General features: G+C 55.6%; 21 protein-coding genes. 3 read left to right on the top strand and 18 right to left on the bottom strand.

Translation table 11 applies throughout. The features are described from left to right. Window positions 1-117: 117 nt before the first annotated feature. Window positions 118-1,779 carry a mechanosensitive ion channel gene (locus VB780_RS04365; RefSeq protein WP_323349914.1) on the bottom strand — a complete coding sequence of 554 codons (1,662 nt, stop codon included), beginning with the start codon at window positions 1,777-1,779 and terminating at the stop codon, window positions 118-120. Window positions 1,780-2,021: 242 nt separating this feature from the next. Here VB780_RS04365 and VB780_RS04360 point away from each other — a divergent pair, with 242 nt between their 5' ends. Then, window positions 2,022-2,477 carry an SRPBCC family protein gene (locus tag VB780_RS04360; protein WP_323349913.1) on the top strand — a complete coding sequence of 152 codons (456 nt, stop codon included), beginning with the start codon at window positions 2,022-2,024 and terminating at the stop codon, window positions 2,475-2,477. Between the two features lie 93 nt (window positions 2,478-2,570). On the opposite strand, the gene VB780_RS04355 is transcribed toward VB780_RS04360, so the two are convergent. Both VB780_RS04355 and VB780_RS04350 read right to left on the bottom strand, forming a co-directional pair. Then, window positions 2,571-3,017 (bottom strand): RNA-binding protein, encoded by a 447-nt coding sequence (locus VB780_RS04355; protein WP_323349912.1) that lies wholly within the window; start codon window positions 3,015-3,017, stop codon window positions 2,571-2,573. 675 nt (window positions 3,018-3,692) lie between these two features. Beyond that, window positions 3,693-6,116, bottom strand: coding sequence for a M48 family metalloprotease (locus VB780_RS04350; protein WP_323349911.1), 2,424 nt, complete (start codon window positions 6,114-6,116; stop codon window positions 3,693-3,695). 359 nt (window positions 6,117-6,475) lie between these two features. Here VB780_RS04350 and VB780_RS04345 point away from each other — a divergent pair, with 359 nt between their 5' ends. Beyond that, a complete protein-coding gene (locus VB780_RS04345; RefSeq protein ID WP_323349910.1) occupies window positions 6,476-7,222 on the top strand; it encodes a sulfite exporter TauE/SafE family protein in 747 nt (248 codons plus the stop codon). A 106-nt stretch (window positions 7,223-7,328) separates the two neighbouring features. Here VB780_RS04345 and VB780_RS04340 read toward each other — a convergent pair whose 3' ends face one another. The 15 genes from VB780_RS04340 to ndhN all read right to left on the bottom strand — a co-directional run bounded on the left by VB780_RS04340 (window position 7,329) and on the right by ndhN (window position 19,334). Then, a complete protein-coding gene (locus VB780_RS04340) occupies window positions 7,329-8,648 on the bottom strand; it encodes a DNA repair exonuclease (RefSeq protein WP_323349909.1) in 1,320 nt (439 codons plus the stop codon). Window positions 8,649-8,774: 126 nt separating this feature from the next. After that, entirely contained in the window at window positions 8,775-9,875 is a 1,101-nt protein-coding gene (gene prfA, locus VB780_RS04335; protein ID WP_323349908.1) for a peptide chain release factor 1, read from the bottom strand. Between the two features lie 59 nt (window positions 9,876-9,934). Continuing rightward, window positions 9,935-10,195, bottom strand: coding sequence for a 50S ribosomal protein L31 (gene rpmE / locus VB780_RS04330; RefSeq protein ID WP_323349907.1), 261 nt, complete (start codon window positions 10,193-10,195; stop codon window positions 9,935-9,937). Between the two features lie 119 nt (window positions 10,196-10,314). After that, window positions 10,315-10,728 (bottom strand): 30S ribosomal protein S9, encoded by a 414-nt coding sequence (gene rpsI / locus VB780_RS04325; RefSeq protein WP_323349906.1) that lies wholly within the window; start codon window positions 10,726-10,728, stop codon window positions 10,315-10,317. Beyond that, a complete protein-coding gene (rplM, locus tag VB780_RS04320; RefSeq protein WP_323349905.1) occupies window positions 10,728-11,186 on the bottom strand; it encodes a 50S ribosomal protein L13 in 459 nt (152 codons plus the stop codon). Before rplM ends, rpsI begins: the two co-directional genes overlap by 1 nt. A gap of 71 nt (window positions 11,187-11,257) precedes the next feature. Beyond that, window positions 11,258-12,130 carry a tRNA pseudouridine(38-40) synthase TruA gene (gene truA / locus VB780_RS04315; protein WP_323349904.1) on the bottom strand — a complete coding sequence of 291 codons (873 nt, stop codon included), beginning with the start codon at window positions 12,128-12,130 and terminating at the stop codon, window positions 11,258-11,260. 46 nt (window positions 12,131-12,176) lie between these two features. Continuing rightward, window positions 12,177-12,527 carry a 50S ribosomal protein L17 gene (gene rplQ / locus VB780_RS04310; protein WP_323349903.1) on the bottom strand — a complete coding sequence of 117 codons (351 nt, stop codon included), beginning with the start codon at window positions 12,525-12,527 and terminating at the stop codon, window positions 12,177-12,179. A gap of 97 nt (window positions 12,528-12,624) precedes the next feature. Beyond that, a complete protein-coding gene (locus VB780_RS04305) occupies window positions 12,625-13,572 on the bottom strand; it encodes a DNA-directed RNA polymerase subunit alpha (protein WP_323349902.1) in 948 nt (315 codons plus the stop codon). 69 nt (window positions 13,573-13,641) lie between these two features. Continuing rightward, entirely contained in the window at window positions 13,642-14,034 is a 393-nt protein-coding gene (gene rpsK / locus VB780_RS04300; protein WP_035991933.1) for a 30S ribosomal protein S11, read from the bottom strand. 172 nt (window positions 14,035-14,206) lie between these two features. Next, window positions 14,207-14,590 (bottom strand): 30S ribosomal protein S13, encoded by a 384-nt coding sequence (gene rpsM / locus VB780_RS04295; protein ID WP_323349901.1) that lies wholly within the window; start codon window positions 14,588-14,590, stop codon window positions 14,207-14,209. A 212-nt stretch (window positions 14,591-14,802) separates the two neighbouring features. Beyond that, window positions 14,803-14,916 carry a 50S ribosomal protein L36 gene (gene rpmJ / locus VB780_RS04290; RefSeq protein WP_071527191.1) on the bottom strand — a complete coding sequence of 38 codons (114 nt, stop codon included), beginning with the start codon at window positions 14,914-14,916 and terminating at the stop codon, window positions 14,803-14,805. Between the two features lie 157 nt (window positions 14,917-15,073). Beyond that, complete coding sequence (psb27, locus tag VB780_RS04285; RefSeq protein WP_323349900.1) at window positions 15,074-15,475, bottom strand: photosystem II protein Psb27; 402 nt, start codon at window positions 15,473-15,475, stop codon at window positions 15,074-15,076. Between the two features lie 137 nt (window positions 15,476-15,612). Then, entirely contained in the window at window positions 15,613-17,499 is a 1,887-nt protein-coding gene (locus VB780_RS04280; protein ID WP_323349899.1) for a R3H domain-containing nucleic acid-binding protein, read from the bottom strand. Then, entirely contained in the window at window positions 17,492-18,802 is a 1,311-nt protein-coding gene (ldpA, locus tag VB780_RS04275) for a circadian clock protein LdpA (RefSeq protein WP_323349898.1), read from the bottom strand. Before ldpA ends, VB780_RS04280 begins: the two co-directional genes overlap by 8 nt. A gap of 64 nt (window positions 18,803-18,866) precedes the next feature. Further along, on the bottom strand, window positions 18,867-19,334 hold the full coding sequence (gene ndhN, locus VB780_RS04270; protein ID WP_323349897.1) for an NAD(P)H-quinone oxidoreductase subunit N: 468 nt from the start codon (window positions 19,332-19,334) through the stop codon (window positions 18,867-18,869). Window positions 19,335-19,799: 465 nt separating this feature from the next. Between ndhN and rplC the strand changes: the two genes are divergently transcribed. Then, window positions 19,800-20,435 (top strand): 50S ribosomal protein L3, encoded by a 636-nt coding sequence (gene rplC, locus VB780_RS04265; protein WP_323349896.1) that lies wholly within the window; start codon window positions 19,800-19,802, stop codon window positions 20,433-20,435. Window positions 20,436-20,491 lie beyond the last annotated feature (56 nt).

Genomic DNA, 20,491 nt, shown 5'->3' with positions numbered 1-20,491 from the left:
GCACGCCTGAACTAAAGGCAGGTTTGTTAAGGCTAAGTTAACAATACTAGCGCGACAAAAGGCCGGAGGGAAAACCCCCCGGCCCCAGATGGTTATTTAGCTAATCAATGGCTGTGGCTATTGGCGCTGCTTAAAGGCCGTCAGCCATTCTCGCAGCTCGGCGGCGGCGACATCGCGCCCACCCAGGCCAAAGGCGATGGCGATCGCCACGGCAATCGCCCCCAGCAGCAGGCCAAAGGCCAGGTTGACGATGTCGGGGGCTACCCCCATCTGCTGGAGAGCCATAGCGCCCACAAAGATCAAAATGGCGATGCGGGCGGCCTGGGCCAGCACCCTAGCCTGCCCGGTACCCATGGCGTTAACCAGGCGAAAGGCCAGGTTGGCCAGGTAGAGGCCCACCGCAAACACCACCACGCCGCTGAGCACCCGCGCCCCAATGCGCAGAATAGCCCGTACAATCTCCGTCAAACCGGCAAAATTGAGAATTTCGGTGGCGGTCACGGCCCCAAACAGCACGATCGCCACCAGCGTGACAATGCCGACGATCTCTGAGGGGGTGCGGTTGGGGGTCTGTACCGTAGCCATCGGGCGGCCTTCGGCATCGAGTCCTGGCTGTACCGTAGCCCCTGTACCCAGGTTTAACTCGGGTAGCCCCAAAATGCCCATGATGTTGTCAAAGCCAGCGCCCCGCAGCACGCTAGTGACCAGGTCGGCCACAAATCGCCCTACTACGTAGGCGGCGGCGATCACCACCCCGGCCATCAGCACCTGGGGAATGGCCGTCAGCACCCGCTCTAGCATGAGAATGGCGGGGGTCGAAATGGCGTCGATATTGAGTTCGTTGAGGGCGGCTACCACCGCCGGAATGAGTACCAGCACGTAGGCGAGGGTGCCGGCCAGGTTAGCGAGGGAAATGCCCCCCGTCGTGCCGGTCTGCAGCCCTATGCGGCGACCCAGCTGATCGATTCCAGTGGCCAACAGCAAATTGGTGACTACCCCGCGCACAATCCGAGCAATCACCCAGCCAATCGCCAGCACAATCCCGGCGGTGACAATGCGGGGAATGGCCTGAAGGAAGGAATTAATTAGCCCTTCTACCGGGGCCAGCAGCCCGGGCAGTTGTAGGGCGCTTAAAATCAGCGGAATAAACAGCAGCAAAATGAACCAGTACAGCACGTTGCCGATGGTTTCATTCAGCACGACCGGCGAGCTGCCCTGCTCTAGGCCCGCCTGCTGGGCCAGGCGATCGTCTAGGTTAAAGCGGCCTAGGCCGTTGACAACGAGCGATCGCACCAGAGTTGCGGCCAGCCAGGCAAGCCCCAGCAGCAGCAGCGCACCGCCAATGCGGGGCAGATATAGAAAGATTTGGTCGAGAAAATTGTTGAGCGGAGTTGATACCCCCGCCAGGTTGAGGGCATTGAGCGAGGCCACAATGGCGAACAGAAAAATTACCCAGTACACCAGGGTAGAAATCCATTTCTCAATGGCGATGGGCTGATCCGTCGGTCGCCCCATCGCCCAGTTGGCGATTCTGTTATCTAGGTTCGTGCGCCGCAGTAGATTGCGAACCACCAGAGCCGCTACCGTGGCTAGGAGCCAGCCCAGCAGCAACAGCGCGATCGCCCAGATTAAGCTGGGTAAAAACCGCCCCAGCTCCGCAGAGGCCTCTTGCACAAAGCGACTGGGAGATTCTACCGGGCTAGGCAATGACCCAGGGTTGACAGGTTCTGCTCCAGGCTCTGTGACCTGAAGCAGCGTTAAGGAGAGAAAATCTATCATGATCCTTGTAGTTGAGAGCGTGCTGAAAGAGCATCGTGCAGGGGGCCGTTGCGCGATCTCGACTGTTGGCCGTTAACTACAGGCAAATAAACTGATAGCCAGATCATGTCATCCCATGAATCACCGCTTCAGCTTAGAAACGAGACCGCTCAGAGCAGGTACGATAGAAATTTCCCCAAAATACAAGTTTTTGAGGATTTTGGTACCTTCACCCGGGCTGATTCTCTCAGGAGACCGCCAAGATGTCTACCCGTCAAGTCTTTGAACACAGCATTTCTATCGACGCTAGCGCCAGCCAGGTAGAGCAGTGTTTAACCCGCCAAGACCTCATGCACCGCTGGCTCAACCCGGCCCTGCGCTGTGACCCCATCGGTGACTGGAGCACCGATCTGGGAGCCAAGAGCCGATTTGTCATTCAGGTGCCGCTGTGGCAGCCCGCGCTGGTAAGCACGGTGGTTGAGCGCGGGCCAGGGCTGATCGTGTGGGCGTTTGAAGGATTTTTTGACGGCTGCGATCGCTGGGAATGTACCCCTGAGCCCGCTGGCACCCGGCTACTGAACCGGTTTGAGTTTGAGATTCCCAATCCGCTCGTACAGGCTGGGTTCAACTGGTTTGCCGCCGACTGGACTCAGCGAGACATGGCCTCCCAACTGCGCCGCCTTAAACAGGTAGCCGAAACCCAGACAAACTCATGTTGACCCTGAGCATTTAACCTAGCCAACCAAAAAGGCCACAGAGGCGATCGCCTCTGTGGCCTTAGAAAATTCTAGAAGCTAACGTTTCTGTATAGCCTAGCTGGAAGTGGTTTGAGCCGCTAGCATCTGCTTCAGCTTTTCTAGCTCACCGGCCCAGCGCGGATCGGGCTGTACCGAGGAACTGGCAGCCGCCGCCGGAGTAGATGACTTACGAGCGCTTCCCTTGCCCGAGCGCTTGGCGCTGCTGGGCTCGCCGCCGGTCGGACGCGCTTCTCCTTCACCTTCAGGCTTGGTGCGAGGTAGCGCCTTCTCAATTTTGATAGGCATCTCCACCAGCATTTGGCCGTTCAGTTTCTCGACGATTTCATCGGCTTTTTCGTCGGTTTTCACGGTTACAAAGCCAAATCCTCGACATTTACCGGTTTTTTTGTCGGCAATCAGCTTGATAGAAACTAGGTCATCGGTGAATTCAGCAAAAACGTTTTCAAACTCCTGCCGCTCTAGATCCTTAGACAGGTTACCAACGTAAAGGCGAATTGACATTTGAGATACCTCTGGTGTTCTAAAACAAAGGGCAAAAATTTAGACCGATAACCTTGTCAAAAAAGTTTGAATAACAAGCTAACCGTCGCCTTTGACAACCCTATTTGCGCAACCAACTCCACTAGGATCGCAGATTTTGCCCCCAAAAACCCAGTGAAGTAGCATTAAAGTGTCAAATCTAAATCCTTTGGCAGCTTAACAAATTTCTACTGTGTGCAACTGCTTCTGGGCCTTATTTCCCAATGGGGCTCACTCTAAAACCTCAAGCAGTAGGTGGATGCCTCTAAAAGCTACAGAAAGAAACGATCTATCCACCTTTCAAGTTTCTCAGAAGCTATCCGTCTTAATCATCTTCCTAAGGAAAGACCTAGCATTCATAGAGTCATGAACTAGATACCCTAGGTGGCAAAATACCTGCGCTCCATGCCGTCGTAGAATCTTCTATCAAGGTAACACGTTAGAAGACCAGCAACTGGCAACGCCACGAACCAAAATCGATTCCTAAATAAAAACCAGCCGACGAGGGCTGGTTCATTTGCTGTGTTGAGAGTAGGAGAACCCATTACCTAACAATCCCTAAAGTCAGCCTTAAACGGCTGGCCAGAGAACCCAGGCATGTGTTTCTGTAAATTAATGTAACATCGAAGCGCTTTTGTTGCAACATAACTTCATTGACTAGCCCCCTCTGAGAATGGTGAAAATCCCTACTAGGCTGATGGAGATACTCAAAAGAGTTGCCCAGATCGGGCCATAGGCCGGGAAGCTACGGCGAGAATCGATCTGCACCTGGTGAATGTCGACCCATAGCATGCCACCGCCGTAGCGACTCCAACCGGTAACCGTGGCGGTTTGGCCAATCCAGTGCCGGGGGTGGTGGCGAGGCTGAAATAGCCCCTGAAGGCTGCCCAGAGGGACAGGGTTAGTCAGCTTTACTAGACCCGATCCATCGTCGAGATATAGGTCTTGGCACCCCCAATTTCCCAAGTCGGCGCGACCCGATAGACGGCCCTGTAAAGTTACCGGCTTGCCCTGAACCGGTAGCGTCGAATTGTGGTGCAGTAGATCTGAAATAGTGTCTGGGGCAGCGGCGCTGGTTGGCCCGATAGCCGTTGGGCTCCCCAAGTCGGGAAATAGCGTATTGATCCGCAGGAGGAGACCTAGGCCTAAACCCAGCCACAGGCCTCCCATCAGAACGCTGGGATCTTGGTAGAGCCAGCTCAGCCATTGCCAGCCCAGTCGATTGACGATGCCGCCGACAAACCACAGCCCCATAGCAATGCCGCCGCCCAGCAGCAGCCCCGCCAGGGGGCCTTTTTGGAGCAGCAGCAGGGATGGCGAAAGACGGCTGGGCGGCGGCGATTCTAGCGATCGCGCGACTGAGGTGGGCTGTTGTCGCAGGCTTGCCTGCCGGTCTAGCTCGACTAAGCGCTCCCCTAGGGATGGATGGGAGGCGCTGACGCGCAGCCAATGCCGGTAGGGGTTTAGGCTGTCTACGGCTACCAAAGTGGCGACAGTGGTGGCGCGATCAGCGATGCTATCCTGGGGGCTTTTCTCCTCGGGGCTTGGGCTATTGCTGCTGGCCCTCGTCAGCAGACTGCCTGGGGTAATCGCCTGGCGACCGCTGACGGGCATTAAAACTTCCAGACTGGTGTGCAGGGGATGGAGGGTACCTCGCTGTTGAAGGTCGGCGGCGATCGCCTCGGTAAACCGCAGCAATCCCTCGGCCAGGTGGTCGGGGTGCTGGGTGAGGGCAATGGCGCGGCGATCGCCCCAGCTACAGCACAGCCGCGACAGCCACAGCACAGACTGCCGCAGCAACCAAAACAGGCCATAGAGCCCGCTGGACAGGAGCCCTAAGCTATTGCGTCCTAGGGACTGAGTTAACCGCTCCCCAACCTGGGCCAGGCGGTGATAGCCCGTATGGAGCAACAGCAGCAGTAATCCTACCGCTGAGAGAACTGATCCGCTGCCGTTTACCATGCGAGCGAGTTCATGCCCATACAGCGCCGTCAGGACTTCATCGGAGTGCTGGTCTAAACTTCCCTGGCTGACGACGATGCGGCTGTTACGGGCCAGCCAGCCATAGCTAAAGCACAGAGGTACCGGGTCGGGTATAACCCGCAGCTCGGGTAGCTGCCAACCTCGCTGGCGGCATACCTGGCGCAACAGGCGCAGGGCTCCCGGACTGAACTCCTGAAGCTGGCGCGTTGATAGGGGCTTTTGGCCGTAGCAACGCGCCAGGGCAAAATCCATCAGCCACGGGCTGGCCAGGGCTAGCAGTATCAGCCCACCGACTACCCACGGCGTGTAGGTCTGGTTAGCCCCCGGCAAACTGAGCTGTACCGGCCACCGGATTCGTCGCAGGGCGCTGTCCCCTGTTCTGAGGGCAAAATGGATGACCCAGTTAATCAGCCAGAGCAGGGCGATCGCCGTAAAGCCCTGTCCTAGCCACAGCCCCAGTGGTCGCTGAGGTAAAGAAACCTGGGGGCGCAGTCGAGCGCTGGGTGCAGCGGCTGGGCGTGGGCTAACATCGGGAGGGGCTGGCTCGACGGTGGTAGCTGTGGTGAGGTCATCGTCGGTTTCCCCTCTGCCCGGCTGCTGGTTGAGCTGCTGAAAGTGAAACAGCGATTGGTACGTCTCCTCCGGTTCCTTCGCGGCGGCTTGCTTCTTCGTTTCCCCACTTGACCTAGTCGCTTCTCTTTGGGTTGGAAACGAGGTGGAGCTGGAGGAAACAGCAGGATTGGGGGCTGAAGCGCCAGATGGCTGGGAAGACTGAGCAGTGCTTGCCAACGGCATAAAGCCGCTTAGGTCTGCTCCAGGTAAGGCCGAGGTAGGTGCCTCCGTTGGAGAAGATTTTGCCTCGGCCACCTCGGGGATCTGGCGGAGCACCTGGTGGGCCCACTCTTGGGCCTGGGGCGAGGTGCTCTTCAGCAAGGCTTGGCAACTGATACGGGCCTGGTCAACCTGATTGAGCCGTTGATGCACTCGCACCTGACCCATCAGAGCTTTGAGGTGATAAGGCGAACTCGGTGGCAGTTGTTCCAAGCGCTTAAACAAGTCCAGGGCCTGGGGGTACTTTTGGCCTTTAAAAGCCGCCACTGCCCGTTGATAAACGCTCTCTACCGATGGAGTTGGGGAACGCTCAGGTTTTGGAGCAGGGGTTTTAGGGTCTATGGGCTGGGCCATACGCCAGGACAAGGGTAGAAAAGTTCAAGCATAACCAACTATTCCCATTCTGTTTCTTCCTACTTGTCTTGGCGTGTTCCAACTCAATAATCATTTTGGATCTCACCGCGCCCGGCCCAACGGGCCGAGTTCGCGTTCTTGGAGATGTTTTTTAGTTGGGATATGCCTAGGGAGAAAAACACCAACCCAAGACAATTAGGAAGCTCCAACTCTGGCGGAAGGCTATAGCTGCAATCTAGACTAAAAGTCATTGCCAGCGGTGCCCCTGCCCCATGATTGCTCTCAGCCTGTTTATTGCGAGTTTTCTGGCCTGGTTTCTCAGCATGCTGGCCGGGGGCGGTAGCCCATTCATTCTCATCCCCATGATTTCGCTGCTGCTAGGAGCCTCGGCAGTAGCCCCGGTCATTACCACGGGGCTGCTGATTGGTAATACCCAGCGGGGAATTTCCTTTTGGCATTATGTGGACTGGCGGGTCACGGCCTGGTACATACCGGGAGCCACCGTGGGGGCGTTGATCGGCTGCTATGGCCTGACCCAAATTCATGTAGAAGGCTTGCAGCTGTTGCTCGGTATGGGGCTGCTAATTATGGTGGCCAACTACCTTTTGGCACCGCACGATGCGCAGTTTGCGGTTGAAGCCTGGTATTTTTTGCCGCTGGCCTTCGTCAATGCTATTGGGTCTGGGTTGATTGGCAGCACTGGCCCAGTCATGAACCCGCTGTATCTCAACTACGGGCTAGAAAAAGAAGCCATGGTGGCCACCAAAGCCTTCAACAAGGCGGTGCTGCACCTGGTTAAGCTGACCGCCTATGCCGCCTTTGGCAGCCTGAGTTCTGAGTATTTAGCCTACGGCCTGGTAATTGGGTTGGGTGCCATACCGGCCAACTGGCTAGGTAAGATAGTGTTAGCCAAAATGTCGGCCCAGCAGTTTAGACAGCTAGTTTTTGCCTTTGTGGCGATCAGCGGCGTAGCCATGATCTGGCAGCAGCGCCACTTTTTAACCGTCTGGTTTATGTAAACCGGCTAAGAGTGTTGCAGCTAAATACTTGTTCGGGATCTCGCCGCGACCAAACTAATGGGCCGAGTTCGAGTCCCCAGGAAGGATGTTTTTTTGCTGAAATACTCTACGTGGACAACAGATCGGTTGAGCTATCCGAGGCTGCTTCTGGCAGTTCGGAATATTGTGCAGGGCCATCTAACCCCAGCAACGTTTCGACTACCCCATAGAGCGCGATTTCATCGGCTCCAGAGAGCTGACGATCTTTAAGGTCGGTGAGACCTTGGGCCAGCTCAGGGGCTCGGCTTTTGTAGTCGCGGTGGGCGGTGAGCATATCCTCAAAGATGGATTGCTCAATTTCGACTCGATTTTGGCCGTCGTTGAGGGGCGTTTGGTAGGCGACATCTTCAACGTCGTACTTAACCAGCACTACTAGCGCATCACAGGAGGCTTTAATGGCCTCCTGTAATCGGCGCGTGTCGAGTTCGAGACGGTCAAAACCCACTTGACCCGTGATTTTTAGCTCCACAATAGGCGGGATATCGTTCTGGTGCTTAGTGGCAGCGGCGATCGCCCGCTCCATAGCCAACTCAGTCAGCTCATCCAAACTCTCTTGGCCCTTAGCCACCACCTCGACCCGCTCAATTGGCCGCTGAAAATAGTCGCTCTTAAGCTGCGCGTCAACGCCCTTGGCAGAAAGCTCCACCAAATAAGCTCCGCGCTGAAATCGGCTCTCGTCCACATTGTTGGCCTCGAGCGAGCCGGGGTTAAACACCCAACCCTCAGCAGTGTAGTTTTTATGGATGTGACCCAGGGCTAGGTAGTCTACCCCAGCCTCCTTCAAGGGCAGCAGTTCGCTGTAGCGCAGCGCCCCGGCGTAGCGAGAAATTTGCCCCTCTAAACCATGGTGAAACAGCAAAACAGTGTGGTCGGGGCCGGTAGGGAGGTCTTGAATGGCCTCGGCCAGCAGCTCAATGGCGCGGGGGGCTGTAGCCCCATACCAGCTAGAGCCAATTACTCGTACGCCGCAGGGCAGGTCGATGTAGCCGCCAGAACGGGTGCTCTCGTCCCACGGGGTAAGTCGATGTTCAGCACTCGCCCCATCGTTAGGCTCTAGCAGCTTGAGCAAATCCCACTCGGAGAGGTACTTGAGCCAGCTGGTGCGGGTGCCGTAGGGACGGTTGTCGTGGTTGCCCTCAATGGCCACTACCGGAATGTTGGCATCCTTCAGCGATTGAAGACAAACCTGGGCCTGGTTGAGGGTGGCGGGCTTGATGTTGCGGTGCTCGAAGAGATCGCCCGCGATCGCGACAAAATCCACCCCTTCCTCAATCGCGTAGCGTTCCAGCACCGTTTGCAGAGCGCGAAAGAAGTCTTTAGTGCGCTCTGGAGTATCGTAGCGGTCAAACCCCAGGTGAATATCGGCAATGTGGAGAAACTTGGCCATTGGGCGATCCGCAGCGCTGCTTCCTCAGCCTAGTCTGATTTTGAATTTTGGAATGGCGATTTGGGTTCAAAACATCCTGTCGGCGGCTTTATTGACGTCAGCCGTAAGGATAGCGATCCTGCTCCCCTAAACCGCAGAGGATTCTGCTGCTAGTTCTTCCAGGCGATCTTGCTGATCGCGGCTCACGCAGGACTGAATCAAATCGTCAATATCCCCTTCCAAAACAGGGGTGAGGGTAAAGTTTTGATTGAGGCGATGATCAGTGACTCGGTTGTCTTTGTAGTTGTAGGTGCGAATTTTTTCAGACCGCGACCCGCTGCCCACCTGAGACTTGCGCATCGACGATACCGCTTCTTGCTGCTCACGCATCTTGATGTCAAAGAGCTTGGCCCGCAGAATCTGCATCGCTCGTTCGCGGTTCTTGAGCTGCGATCGCTCCTCAGTACAAAATACCCGAATGCCCGTAGGCTTGTGGATCAGGTCAACCGCCGTTTCCACCTTGTTGACGTTCTGACCACCTGCACCGCCCGATCGCGCCGTGGTCAGCTCAATATCTTTAGGGTCAATCTGAACTTCTACCTCATCGACCTCGGGCATAATGGCCACGGTAGCTGTGGATGTGTGGACACGCCCACCTGCTTCAGTTACAGGAACCCGCTGGACACGGTGAACTCCGGCCTCAAACTTGAGTTGGCTGTAGACGCGATCGCCCGCAATTTCCAGAATCGCTTCTTTAAAGCCACCCATATCCGCCGCTGACTCGCTCAGCAGCTTTACCTTCCATCCCTGGGTCTCGGCATAGCGAGAATAAAGCCGCACCAGATCCCCGGCCCAAATACTAGCCTCATCGCCGCCGGTACCCGCACGAATCTCTAGCATGATATTTTTGTCGTCGTTAGGGTCACGGGGTAAGAGCAACAGCTTCAAGCGAGCTTCTAACCCCGCCAGCTTTTCTGCCAGGGTATCTACCTCTAAGCCAGCCATTTCCTTCATTTCAGGATCGCTACTGGCTTCTTTGTAAATCTCCCGTGCCCCAGCTAACTCTTCACCAGTAGACTTCCACTCGGCATAGGTGGTAACCGTTTCTTCTAGCGAAGACCGTGACTTAGCAATGTGCTGAAACTCATCGGGATCTTTGGCGACATCGGGGTCAGCCATCCTCCGGGTTAACTCCTGGAACGTTTGCTCCACGGAGTTGAGTTTTTCAATTAAGTACGCCTCAGCCATGGTCTCCTCGTGTCCGCTGCCTAGCCAAAATGGTTTGCCTGTGTGCGATCGCAGCCAGGCTAGGCGTTGTCGGCGTCTGTCTTACCGGCATCTGGCTCTGGAGCCGCAGAAGTGTCAGCCATCCCGTACTTACGCATGAAGCGCTCTACGCGACCCTCAGTGTCAATAATTTTCTGAGTACCGGTATAAAAGGGGTGGTTGCCCGACCAAACGTCTACGCTGAGCTGAGGCTTGGTAGAGCCCACAGTCATAATTTCTTTACCATCGCAGAAGACCTTGGCTTCAGGGTACCAAGTAGGGTGAATATCAGGCTTTGCCATAGCAGTAGATTAAATCAACAACATCAACAACAGAATACAAACAGTGGTTAGACAGAGCGAAAACCGAAAATCAAACCTAGATTTCCGGTCAGAAAATGTCTTAAACCACCCAGATAAGTCTAACGCTTGGAGAACTGAGGTGCCTTACGGGCTTTCTTCAGACCGTACTTGCGGCGCTCCTTGGCTCGGGGGTCGCGGGTGAGATACCCTTCAACCTTTAGAGGCTTGCGGTTCTCAGGGTCAAGTTCACACAGAGCACGAGCCACTCCCAAACGAATAGCATCAGCTTGCCCCGTGAGTCCACCACCCTTGACATTTACCAGAATATCGTAGGCATTCTCTAGGCCTAGCACCTCTAAGGGAGCCTTAGTCGCATTGAGATAGGCCGGATTGAACTGTAAATAGTCGTCGCCAGGGCGCTTATTAATCACCAGCTGGCCGTTGCCGGGCACGAGACGCACCCGCGCGATGGAGGTTTTACGGCGACCGGTACCCCAGTACACAGCCCGTTCAGATTGATCAGTAGCCTGCATTATTTCGCTTCTCCAGGAATAGTGTTGACAACGTGAATTTCAGGGTTCTGAGCCTGGTGGGAGTGCTCCGGCCCAGCGTACACCTTGAGTTTGGTAAACTGCTTGCGACCTAAAGAGGTTTTCGGCAGCATGCCTTTCACAGCCTGCTCAATAATCCGCTCAGGTATACGGGCCTGGAGTTTTTCAAAGGTCTCAACCTTCATGCCGCCGGGGCGACCCGAGTGCCGCCGATAGAGCTTGGTGCTGGCCTTACGACCAGTAACCACTACTTTCTCAGCGTTCACAACGATGACAAAATCACCAGTATCCATATGAGGCGTAAACGTAGGCTTGTTCTTGCCGCGCAGAATAGTGGCAATTTCGGTGGCCAGCCGTCCCAGGCGCTGACCCTCGGCATCGATCACGTGCCACTGCCGCTGGATAGAATCGACAGGAGGAACATAAGTCTTAGTAGTCATAGCGCTTGAGCTGCCTTTCTTGAATGAACCACACGAATGAAACAAACGATCTAAACAAAACTGAATAACCCTCAGGCCACAGCCGAACCCCAAAAAAACTGCGGCTGGGTGTCAAACCAAACTTCTTGAGGAAAGGGAGGATCGTCGTAGCCGACCCGCAGTAGGCATAGCCCTTGGGCCGGGGCTGAGTACTTGACTCTATGACGCTGACGCTGCTGCCACAGCTCACCAAACTCTGATGGGGTGAGTTCACCACTACCGACCTTTACCACTAGCCCCATAATGAGCCTCACCATGCCGTACAAAAACCCCTTTGCTTGAAGCTCAACGGTCAGGAACGTATCCTGTCGTCGGCATTCGGCAATCTGTAAATCTACCCAAGAATGGCTCTTGCCCGATCGCGCTCGGTGAAAGGCCGTCATATCATGGTGGCCTACCATGGCATCAAGCGCAGTCTGAATCTTGCCCTGATCTAGATATTGACGGTAGTAGTGCCACACAAAGGGACGTACGAACAGGTTGGGCCGCTGTCCAGTATAAAGAGTGTAGCGATAGCGCCGCCAGCAGGCCGAAAACTGGGCATGCCAGGTATCAGCTACCGCCGCCGAGGCCCGAATCAAAACATCCTCCGGCAGTCGAGCATTGAGCACGTCAGCCCAGCGGTGCGCCGGGATAAAATCAGGGGCGTCAAAGTGAGCCACCTGAGCCGCTGCGTGCACACCAGTGTCAGTGCGCCCGGCGCCGCTGAGGCGTACATCATAGCCCAACACCGATCGCACCGCCGTTTCAATCTCTCCCTGCACCGTCCTGGCGTTGGGCTGCCACTGCCAACCGTGGAGACGGGTACCTACATACTGCACAGCTAAAGCAACCCGCTGAATTGACTCAGCAAACTCTGCTGGCTGACTTTTTATGCTGCGCTGTATGGGCGACGGCTTCTCCATGGAATACGAGCAGATCACTAACAACGGGTACAACGGGATAGAAAAACTAGGTCAACTCGATAATCGCCATCTCGGAGTTGTCACCCCGGCGACGGACCGTCTTGACAATCCGGGTATAGCCACCGTTGCGGCTACCGTAGCGCTCAGCAGCCTGACTAAACAGAGCGTGGACAAGCTGCTTGTCGTAGATGTAGCCCATGGCCTGGCGACGGGCAGGCAAAGACCCATCTTTGGCAAGGGTAATCATACGGTCGGCTTCTTCACGCACAGCCTTAGCCCGAGTTTTAGTCGTAGTAATCCGACCGTGGCGAATAAGCTCTGTAGTCAGGGAACGCAGCAGAGCTTTGCGCTGATCTGCGGGCTTCCCAAGTTGATGAACGCGACACTGGTGACGCATGATACTGAACTCAGATGAACAACAAAATGAAAGAACGAATGCATCAAAGAAACAGGTAGAGCGTCTACGCATTTACCGATTTCTGCCCTCAGGCTAGCTAGGCTGTCTTAGAGGCTTTCTCAAGGGGTAAGGTAATGCCCAAACGCTCCTGAAGAGCCTCGATCACCTCTTCAGCAGACTTCTGACCGAAGTTCTTGATCTCCAGCAGATCTTCCTGGCTAAAGTCCAGCAGATCGGCTACGGAGTTGATCTGAGCTCGCTTCAAACAGTTGTAAGCCCGCACCGAAAGTCTCAGTTCCTCAATAGGAATTTGATTGTTCGGATCCTCTTCCTTGACCTCTTCGTCAAACTTGGGCTCTAGGGTGACATCCTTCAGGGGCATAAACAGGCTCACCAAAATATCGGCGGCCTGACTCATGGCCTGCTGTGGGGTGATGCTGCCGTTCGTCCAGATGTCCATAATCAGCTGGTCGCGCTGTATAGAGCCAGAAACCACAACCTCTTCAACGGTGTAGTTGACCTTTTTGACCGGCATAAATACCGAGTCAATTTGAATGAAATCAAGCGCAGTGGCGTCGTCTTTGCTGCGAACCACAGCCCGATAGCCCTGACCCCGCTCAACTCTGAACTCCATCTCGAGAGTGTGACCGTCGGCCACCGTAGCCACGTACTGCTCAGGGTTGACGACTTCTACTTCAGACGGTAGTTCGAAGTGACCCGCCGTCACCCGAGCCGGCCCCTGAACCAGGAGGCGACCAATTTGGGGCTGGCTGGTGTAGCTTCGCAGCACAATTTCCTTCATGTTGAGGAGAATATCGAGAACATCTTCTCTCACCCCAACAATGGTTGAGAATTCGTGGGTAGCCCCAGCAATTCTAACCGCCGTAATCGCAATGCCCTCCAGGTTAGATAGAAGCACTCGCCGAAGGGAATTGCCCACGGTGGTGCCCTGGCTGCGCTCTAAAGGCTCGATGACAAATCGACCGTACTGGCTTTGGTCGTTTTCAACGACAGACTCTACGCAATCAACATGAAACTGTGCCAAAATCCTATCTCCCTTAAACCTCGCGATACCCTGCCCAACCACTGAGCCGACGACACTAGTAGTAAATGCCTAAACCCGACGACGCTTGGGTGGCCGACAACCGTTGTGGGGAATAGGAGTCACGTCTCTGATCAAGGTAATTTCTAGACCCGCTCCCTGCAGAGCACGAATGGCAGTTTCCCGACCAGCGCCAGGGCCACTTACCATCACCTCAATCTGACGCATTCCCTGATCCATCGCTCGACGAGCAGCACCATCGGCGGCCGTTTGAGCAGCAAAGGGCGTCCCTTTTTTAGCTCCCTTGAATCCGCTGGACCCTGCCGATGCCCAGGAAATCGCTTCCCCCGACTGGTCGGTAATGGTCACAATGGTGTTATTGAAGGTCGAACGAATGTGGGCTACGCCACTTGGTACGTTCTTCTTACTCTTGCGAGGTCCAGTCTTTCGAGTCGGTTTGGCCATGGCGTTGTCACTAAATTCAATTCGAGAAAACTTGATTAAATACAGTTATTCGGTGAGCGGCTAGCGCTAGGAAACACCGGCAAACAGTCAGAAAAACTCGCTACAAAGTCTAGCGAGCTTTCTGCCTTTTAAATCCCCAGGGCTAGCCGGAGGCTCAAGAAGCGAAACAGCTCTACTTGCGAGGGGCCTTCTTCTTGCCAGCAACCGTGCGACGGGTACCACCCCGACGGGTACGAGAATTTGTGCGGGTGCGCTGTCCCCGGACTGGTAGCCCAGCTCGGTGGCGGCGCCCACGGTAGGAGCCGATGTCCATCAATCGCTTGATGTTCATGCTCTCAAGCCGCCGCAGGTCACCCTCTACCTGATAATCGCTTTCGACGGAATCACGCAGCTTTGCCACGTCAGAATCGGTCAGGTCTTTGACGCGTATGTCAGGATTGACCCCGGTTTTAGCCAGGATTTCCTTAGAACGGGTAAGACCAATTCCGTAGATGTAGGTCAAGCCAATTTCAACTCGTTTGTCGCGTGGCAAATCCACGCCTGCTATCCGTGCCACCTTTAACTATCTCCCCCAGTGTGTGGTTTTAACTCTGCAGCCCAATTGCGGCTACCTAGTCTACTCAGCTGGGCTGCTGCCCAAACCATCAAAAGCCTTATACAAAAACTAGAACAGAGAGTTTAGTCAGTTGTTCTTGATCGTATACTCAGCATTATTTGGCACATTAAAACGACATTCACAACGCTGTGAACACCCTGCCAATTCAATCGTTACCCCTGACGTTGCTTATGCTTGGGGTTTGAACATATCACCATGACCCGGCCACGGCGGCGGATCACACGACACTTATCACACATCTTGCGCACAGACGCACGGACTTTCATGTCCAACTCGCACTTCACTACAGAATTGCTATGCTAGCAAACTGACGCCAGCCCGTCAAATTAAATTTGATCTTTAAGTTTAGCTATGAACAAAAAAGCCGTCTCTGGGACGGTCTTTTTTGCAAAATTGTCCTAGAAGAACAGGCCTGCTCTGGCGCTACGCTCCGCGTTTGAGGGCGGATTCTACCTGCTTGAGTTCTTGCTCGACTCGGGTCTTGAGTTTTTCGGGCAGGGGACGGTTGGGGTAGCTGCTGTAGTGGCCTGCGATCGCATTCAATGCCGTCCGCATGGTCGTAAACGAACTCAGGTTAGCCACTGCGGTATCTCGACGGTAGCGGGAGGCAAAGTCGCTGATCACGGCTTTGGCCTCAGCCTGGGCTTCAGCCTTAGCCGGGTCATCGTCGGCTAGGTTGATAGAGGTTCTGAGGCTATCTACTAGCATCAGCGTGTCTTGGCGATAGTCGCCAGTGAGCATGCCGCTGGTGCCTGTACTGCAACCTGTCAGGCCAATGAAGGCTACCAGTACCAGGGCAAAAAGACGGGCAATTAGAGATTTCATAGGATTCTTTGAAAGAGATCAAGTCGAACGACAGGCACTCAGTCCTGCGCTAAAACCGCGCTGGTGTCATTTCGGTGTTTTTATTCTATAGCGCACGGTGATCATAGTATTCTCTACCTGGATCAGGCCTCTCTGCCTCAGGCTGGATAAATTCGCAGCCGTCGGTTTGGTTCTTCGCCACAGCTGAGGGATTTGAGCCGGTAGTGCTCGGCTAGCTCGTGCTGCATTTTGCGAATGTGGGCCGAGCGCGGCAGCAGCTCTACCGGCTGGCCTTTGGGAATCACAATCTGCTCTACGGCTAGACGGGCTTCTTCTAGAGCCTCGAGTTCATCGTCGCCACCGCTGTGGCTGAACAGCCCTAGATCGATGGCGGCAGGGTCGTCGTCCATATCCAGCAGCCGCTGCAGGGCGCGGGTGATCTGAGGAATACTATTGGACTTGACCAGGTGGACGGGAATGTGGCGTCCCTGGGCCATATGCTTGAGCTTAGCTTGGGCTTTGGCGTGCGATCGCAGCGCCAGCACCGCATCGGCGTTATCTAAATCTTTCGTAATTACCACAGGCATGTGCAGGGTTTGAATCACCCGCTCGATCTGGTGACGACTGAGGCCGTAGGGGTAGAGGCGCATGGCATCTTCCCCGTTAGGGCCAACGATGGCGTCATCGGGGGTCACCTCCAGCAGGTGGGCAAACATGGGGTCGGTGGTGGGCTGTGAGCTATAGACCTGGCCCAGAGGCCGAATGTTGCTGCCGTTGCCTAGGGTGCGCTGGGCGATCGCCGAGCTAGCTGGCGGCACCATCTGTCCTGCGGCTCGCCAGCCCATGCCGGTGCGCGACGGCTTCGATACCTCTCGCCCAGAGCCGGGTAGCTCATGAGTCACAATCACCTTCTGGTTCTCATCCACGGTGCGAATCTGCAGCCCTGGCTGCCGCCCCCGCAGCAGATTGTCAATGGTGACGGTAACATCCTCATGGATGGCCCAGCGCTGCCGCTCCAGCATTTCTACCGCGATGTCGAACGTGGGGGGAGCCTTGCGCTCCAGCACGCTCTTTTGGCTGCCTCGGCGGCGAGCTTCTTCATCTCCCAGGGTGACGGATTGAATGCCGCCAATTAAGTCTGAAAGGGTGGGATTTTTAATCAGGTTTTCGAGCTGGTTGCCGTGGGCGGTACCCACCAGCTGCACCCCACGCTCAGCGATGGTGCGGGCGGCCAAAGCCTCTAGCTCGGTGCCAATCTCATCGATCACAATGACTTCGGGCATGTGGTTTTCCACCGCCTCGATCATTACCCGGTGCTGTTCTTCGGGGCGGGCTACCTGCATGCGCCGGGCTCGACCAATGGCGGGGTGAGGAATGTCGCCATCGCCAGCGATTTCGTTAGACGTATCGATAATCACGACCCGCTTTTGTAGATCGTCGGCCAGCACGCGGGCAATTTCTCGCAGGGCGGTGGTTTTACCCACCCCAGGACGACCCAGCATCAGAATCGACCGGCCTGTTTCCACCAGGTCGCGAATCATGCCGATAGTGCCAAATATGGCTCGACCCACGCGGCAAGTGAGGCCAATCACTTCCCCCGAGCGGTTGCGGATGGCGCTGATGCGGTGCAGGGTTTTCTCGATACCAGCGCGGTTATCCCCGCCAAAGATGCCCACCCGCTTGATGCAGTGGTCTAGATCGGCGTGGGTGACGGGCTCTTCAGACAGGTACTCGACGCTGCCGAAGAATCTGGCCTCGGGCAGGCGACCCAGGTCTAAAACGACCTCAATCAGGCTCTGGCGCTGGGGGTGTTGCAGCAGCTGGGCGCGAATAGAGGGGGGCAAAATGCTGAGAATTTGATCGAGGTCATCAATCGGTTGGTCTTGAGGTTGGTCTTGGGCAGGGGCAGACTGATGTTGGGCTGTCCCTTCAGATTCAGTGGGTAAAAAGTCCACGGCGAAGTTATTGGGGGCAAAAATGTCGTCGGCAGGGGCGTTGCTGCTCGATCCGTCACGCATCGAGCGGTCGTCGCTATAGCTAACCATAACGTGTTGGTAAAAAATGTCTATGGGATTTGAGCGACCCCACCAGTTGTCGAGCCAGCGCCAGGCCTTGGCCTAGGGCACTGCCATCTAGCCGTTGCCAGGGGGCAATGGGAAGTTTGGATCGTCTATCACCGGTTTGTAATGAGACGCTTTGACCGTTTAAAGGCTGGTCAAGGGCGTCATTCCCTAGCCAGGGTTGAAGCTCTTGGTCAAGGGCGTCGAGTAGTGGTAACACCTGCGATCGCGCGTAGCTACCGTAGGCAATACCGGCAATAGTTTGGGGGGCTAACGCTAAATCGAGGTTGGCAACCCTGGCACCCTGGGGAGAAGACAGCGCCTCACTCTGATGCGCATTGGGTTGAAAAACAGGCAATGCTGGATTGGTCAAACCGAGATTGAGCAGCTTATCTACAGTGTAGCCATTGGTACCGCCAGCGGGTTGCACGTAGCCCGGTGGCCCAGCCTCAAGAATCTTTTGGGTCAGATGAATGGTGGCATGGGTGGTGCCTTTACCCAGATCACCACTCATGGGGCGACCATCGGTTTGCCAAATCAGCGGCACTTCCAACGGGGCCATGAGGTGATAAAGATCCCATAGGTAAGGCACCACCTGATCGTGATCGGGGCAACTAATGGAAACCAGCTTGAGGTGAGGTCGCCAGGGCTGAAGCCGTTGCCAGAGCTGCGCGAACTGAGCCTGATGCCCGGTTTGGGTGTGAATTTCTACCGCGTCAATGTGGGAAAGCTGCTCACTTGAGAAGGCTTCGGGGCTAGCCAGATAGGATTGGGCTTCGATATTGCCAATGGGGCAGACGGCAATGCAGCGACCGCAGCCGTAGCAGAGATCTGAGGCAACGTTCCCCTGGGCAGGAGCCTGAAACTGAATGGCGGCAGTGGGGCAGATGGGTTCGCAGGGGCGATCGCACTCCGCTGGGCAGCGGGCTGCATCAAAGTGGGCCTTGCGAAAGTGGGGGTCTTCGCTGTCATTGAGGCTGACCATCAGCCAGGGCAGGCCGGGAATCAGGTGGCTGCGATCACCCAAGTACCCAGCCAGTCGATTTGCATCTTCTAACCCCTGGCGAGCGGCGGCGACCACCGCCCCGTCGAGGGCCACATCCAGGCAATCCACCCCCGCTAGGGCGTAGATCATCACCAGCCGCCGTATCGTCGGCATGTCTTGGTAGCTGGCACCGCAAATCAGCTTCACCCACTGCCCCATCTGTAGCGATCGATGGGGAAACGGCAGTGAGAGATCTCGGCGTTGGCTCCCAGATGCAGATCCAGGGGCGATTTCAATATCCATGGGGAACTTCCAGCGGGATAAACCCAGCTTTTTGCCAGCTAGCCTTTTAGGCTTGTCGCCCGGCCTAAATCAGGTTGGCCAAGGGCTCCCAGCTAAAGACGCGATCGCCACCCATCTCCACCACCACCTTGACCCGCGGTTCAATAGTGGGCAGGCTGACCAAATAAGCCAGCTCCTGGCGCGACAGAATATGCCCTTCAATTAGCCACAGCACCATACCCTTGGCCTTGGTTGACATCGTATCGAGGCGGTAGGTGAGCATGGGGGGAATAAAGTAGGTGTAGCCCACCGCTGCCCCGCTGCCCAGGCTTTTTTTGCCCAAATGGGCCGGGCGCACGCCGTGGATAGCGGTGAGATAAGACGATACATCCCCCAACCCACGGGCGGTGAGGTTCATGGTTTCGTAACCAGTAGCCTTCAGCCGCCGCTCGTAGCGACCCTCAAACCCTCCCTCTAGGGGCATGCGTACGGCGATCGCCCCGTTACTCTCTAGAGCCTTAATAAAAGGTTTGCCCGTTGTCAGCAGCGCCATAATTACCTCAGCCTTTGGCTATCAGGTGATATTGTACTGTGTTCAAGTTGAGAGTAAAACCTACTGGCAGGCACGTTTGTCCTGCAATGTTCTCGGCCATGCCGCGTCAAAGCAAACCTTAGAACTTTCCTGAAAATAGGTGTGGACAAGTGCCGACAAGGGGTGTACCATAGTAAATCGCCGACAAAGAAGGATACTGAGTAGTCCGGAGGGTTACCCAAGTCCTGGCATTTGACTGCTCTAATGCCCTGACACCAAGGTGTTTGTGGTTCTGGCCGAAGAGTCAGTTTCCATTGGAGCAAGTTAACTTTCTTTTGAATCGTGACCGGTTTAGGCCGGCAGCGCTTACCCCCGGTGAGCCTTCTGGTCTGGGGTGTTCAAAAGTTGATGTCGTTGTAGATGCGCAAAGCTCTCCATTTAGAGAGTCCTGCGCATTTCGTAGTGTGTTAGTAGGGAGACAGGACTGTGGCAGTCGGTATTCTCGGCAAAAAGCTGGGCATGACCCAAGTATTCGATGAGGCAGGCAATGCTATCCCCGTCACGGTGGTGCAGGCCGGTCCCTGTGTTGTTACTCAGATTAAAACCTCGGATACCGATGGCTATGCGGCTATCCAGCTGGGGTTTGATGAAGTGACTGAGAAAGCGCTGAACAAGCCTGAGATTGGCCACCTGGCCCGCTCTAGCAGTGCTCCCCTCCGCCATCTAAAAGAGTATCGGGTTGATGCCGCCGATGGGTTTGAGCTGGGGCAGGCCGTGACGGCTGATACCTTTACCCAAGGTCAGCTGGTGGATGTCACTGGCAAGAGCATGGGGCGCGGCTTCGCTGGTTATCAAAAACGTCACAACTTCCGTCGTGGCCCCATGGCCCACGGTTCTAAGAACCACCGCGCTCCGGGTTCTACCGGTGCGGGTACGACGCCCGGACGAGTTTACCCTGGTAAGCGGATGGCCGGTCAAATGGGCAACGCCCGGGTGACTATTCGCAAGTTGGAGGTGATTCGGGTTGATGGCGATCGCAACCTCCTATTGATCAAAGGTGCTATCCCCGGCAAGCCCGGTGGATTGTTGAGCATCGCTCCAGCCAAGTGGGTTCAGGCATAGACTTTAGGGTTGCAGCAAGCGATTTAAGCCTTTGACTTTCGGGCATCCAAAGCTTT

The organism is Leptolyngbya sp. CCNP1308, assembly GCF_034932455.1.
Classification (GTDB): domain Bacteria; phylum Cyanobacteriota; class Cyanobacteriia; order Phormidesmidales; family Phormidesmidaceae; genus Nodosilinea.
The sequence above is the reverse complement of the archived record's forward strand: the minus strand, read 5'-3'. Positions and strand labels throughout refer to the sequence as shown.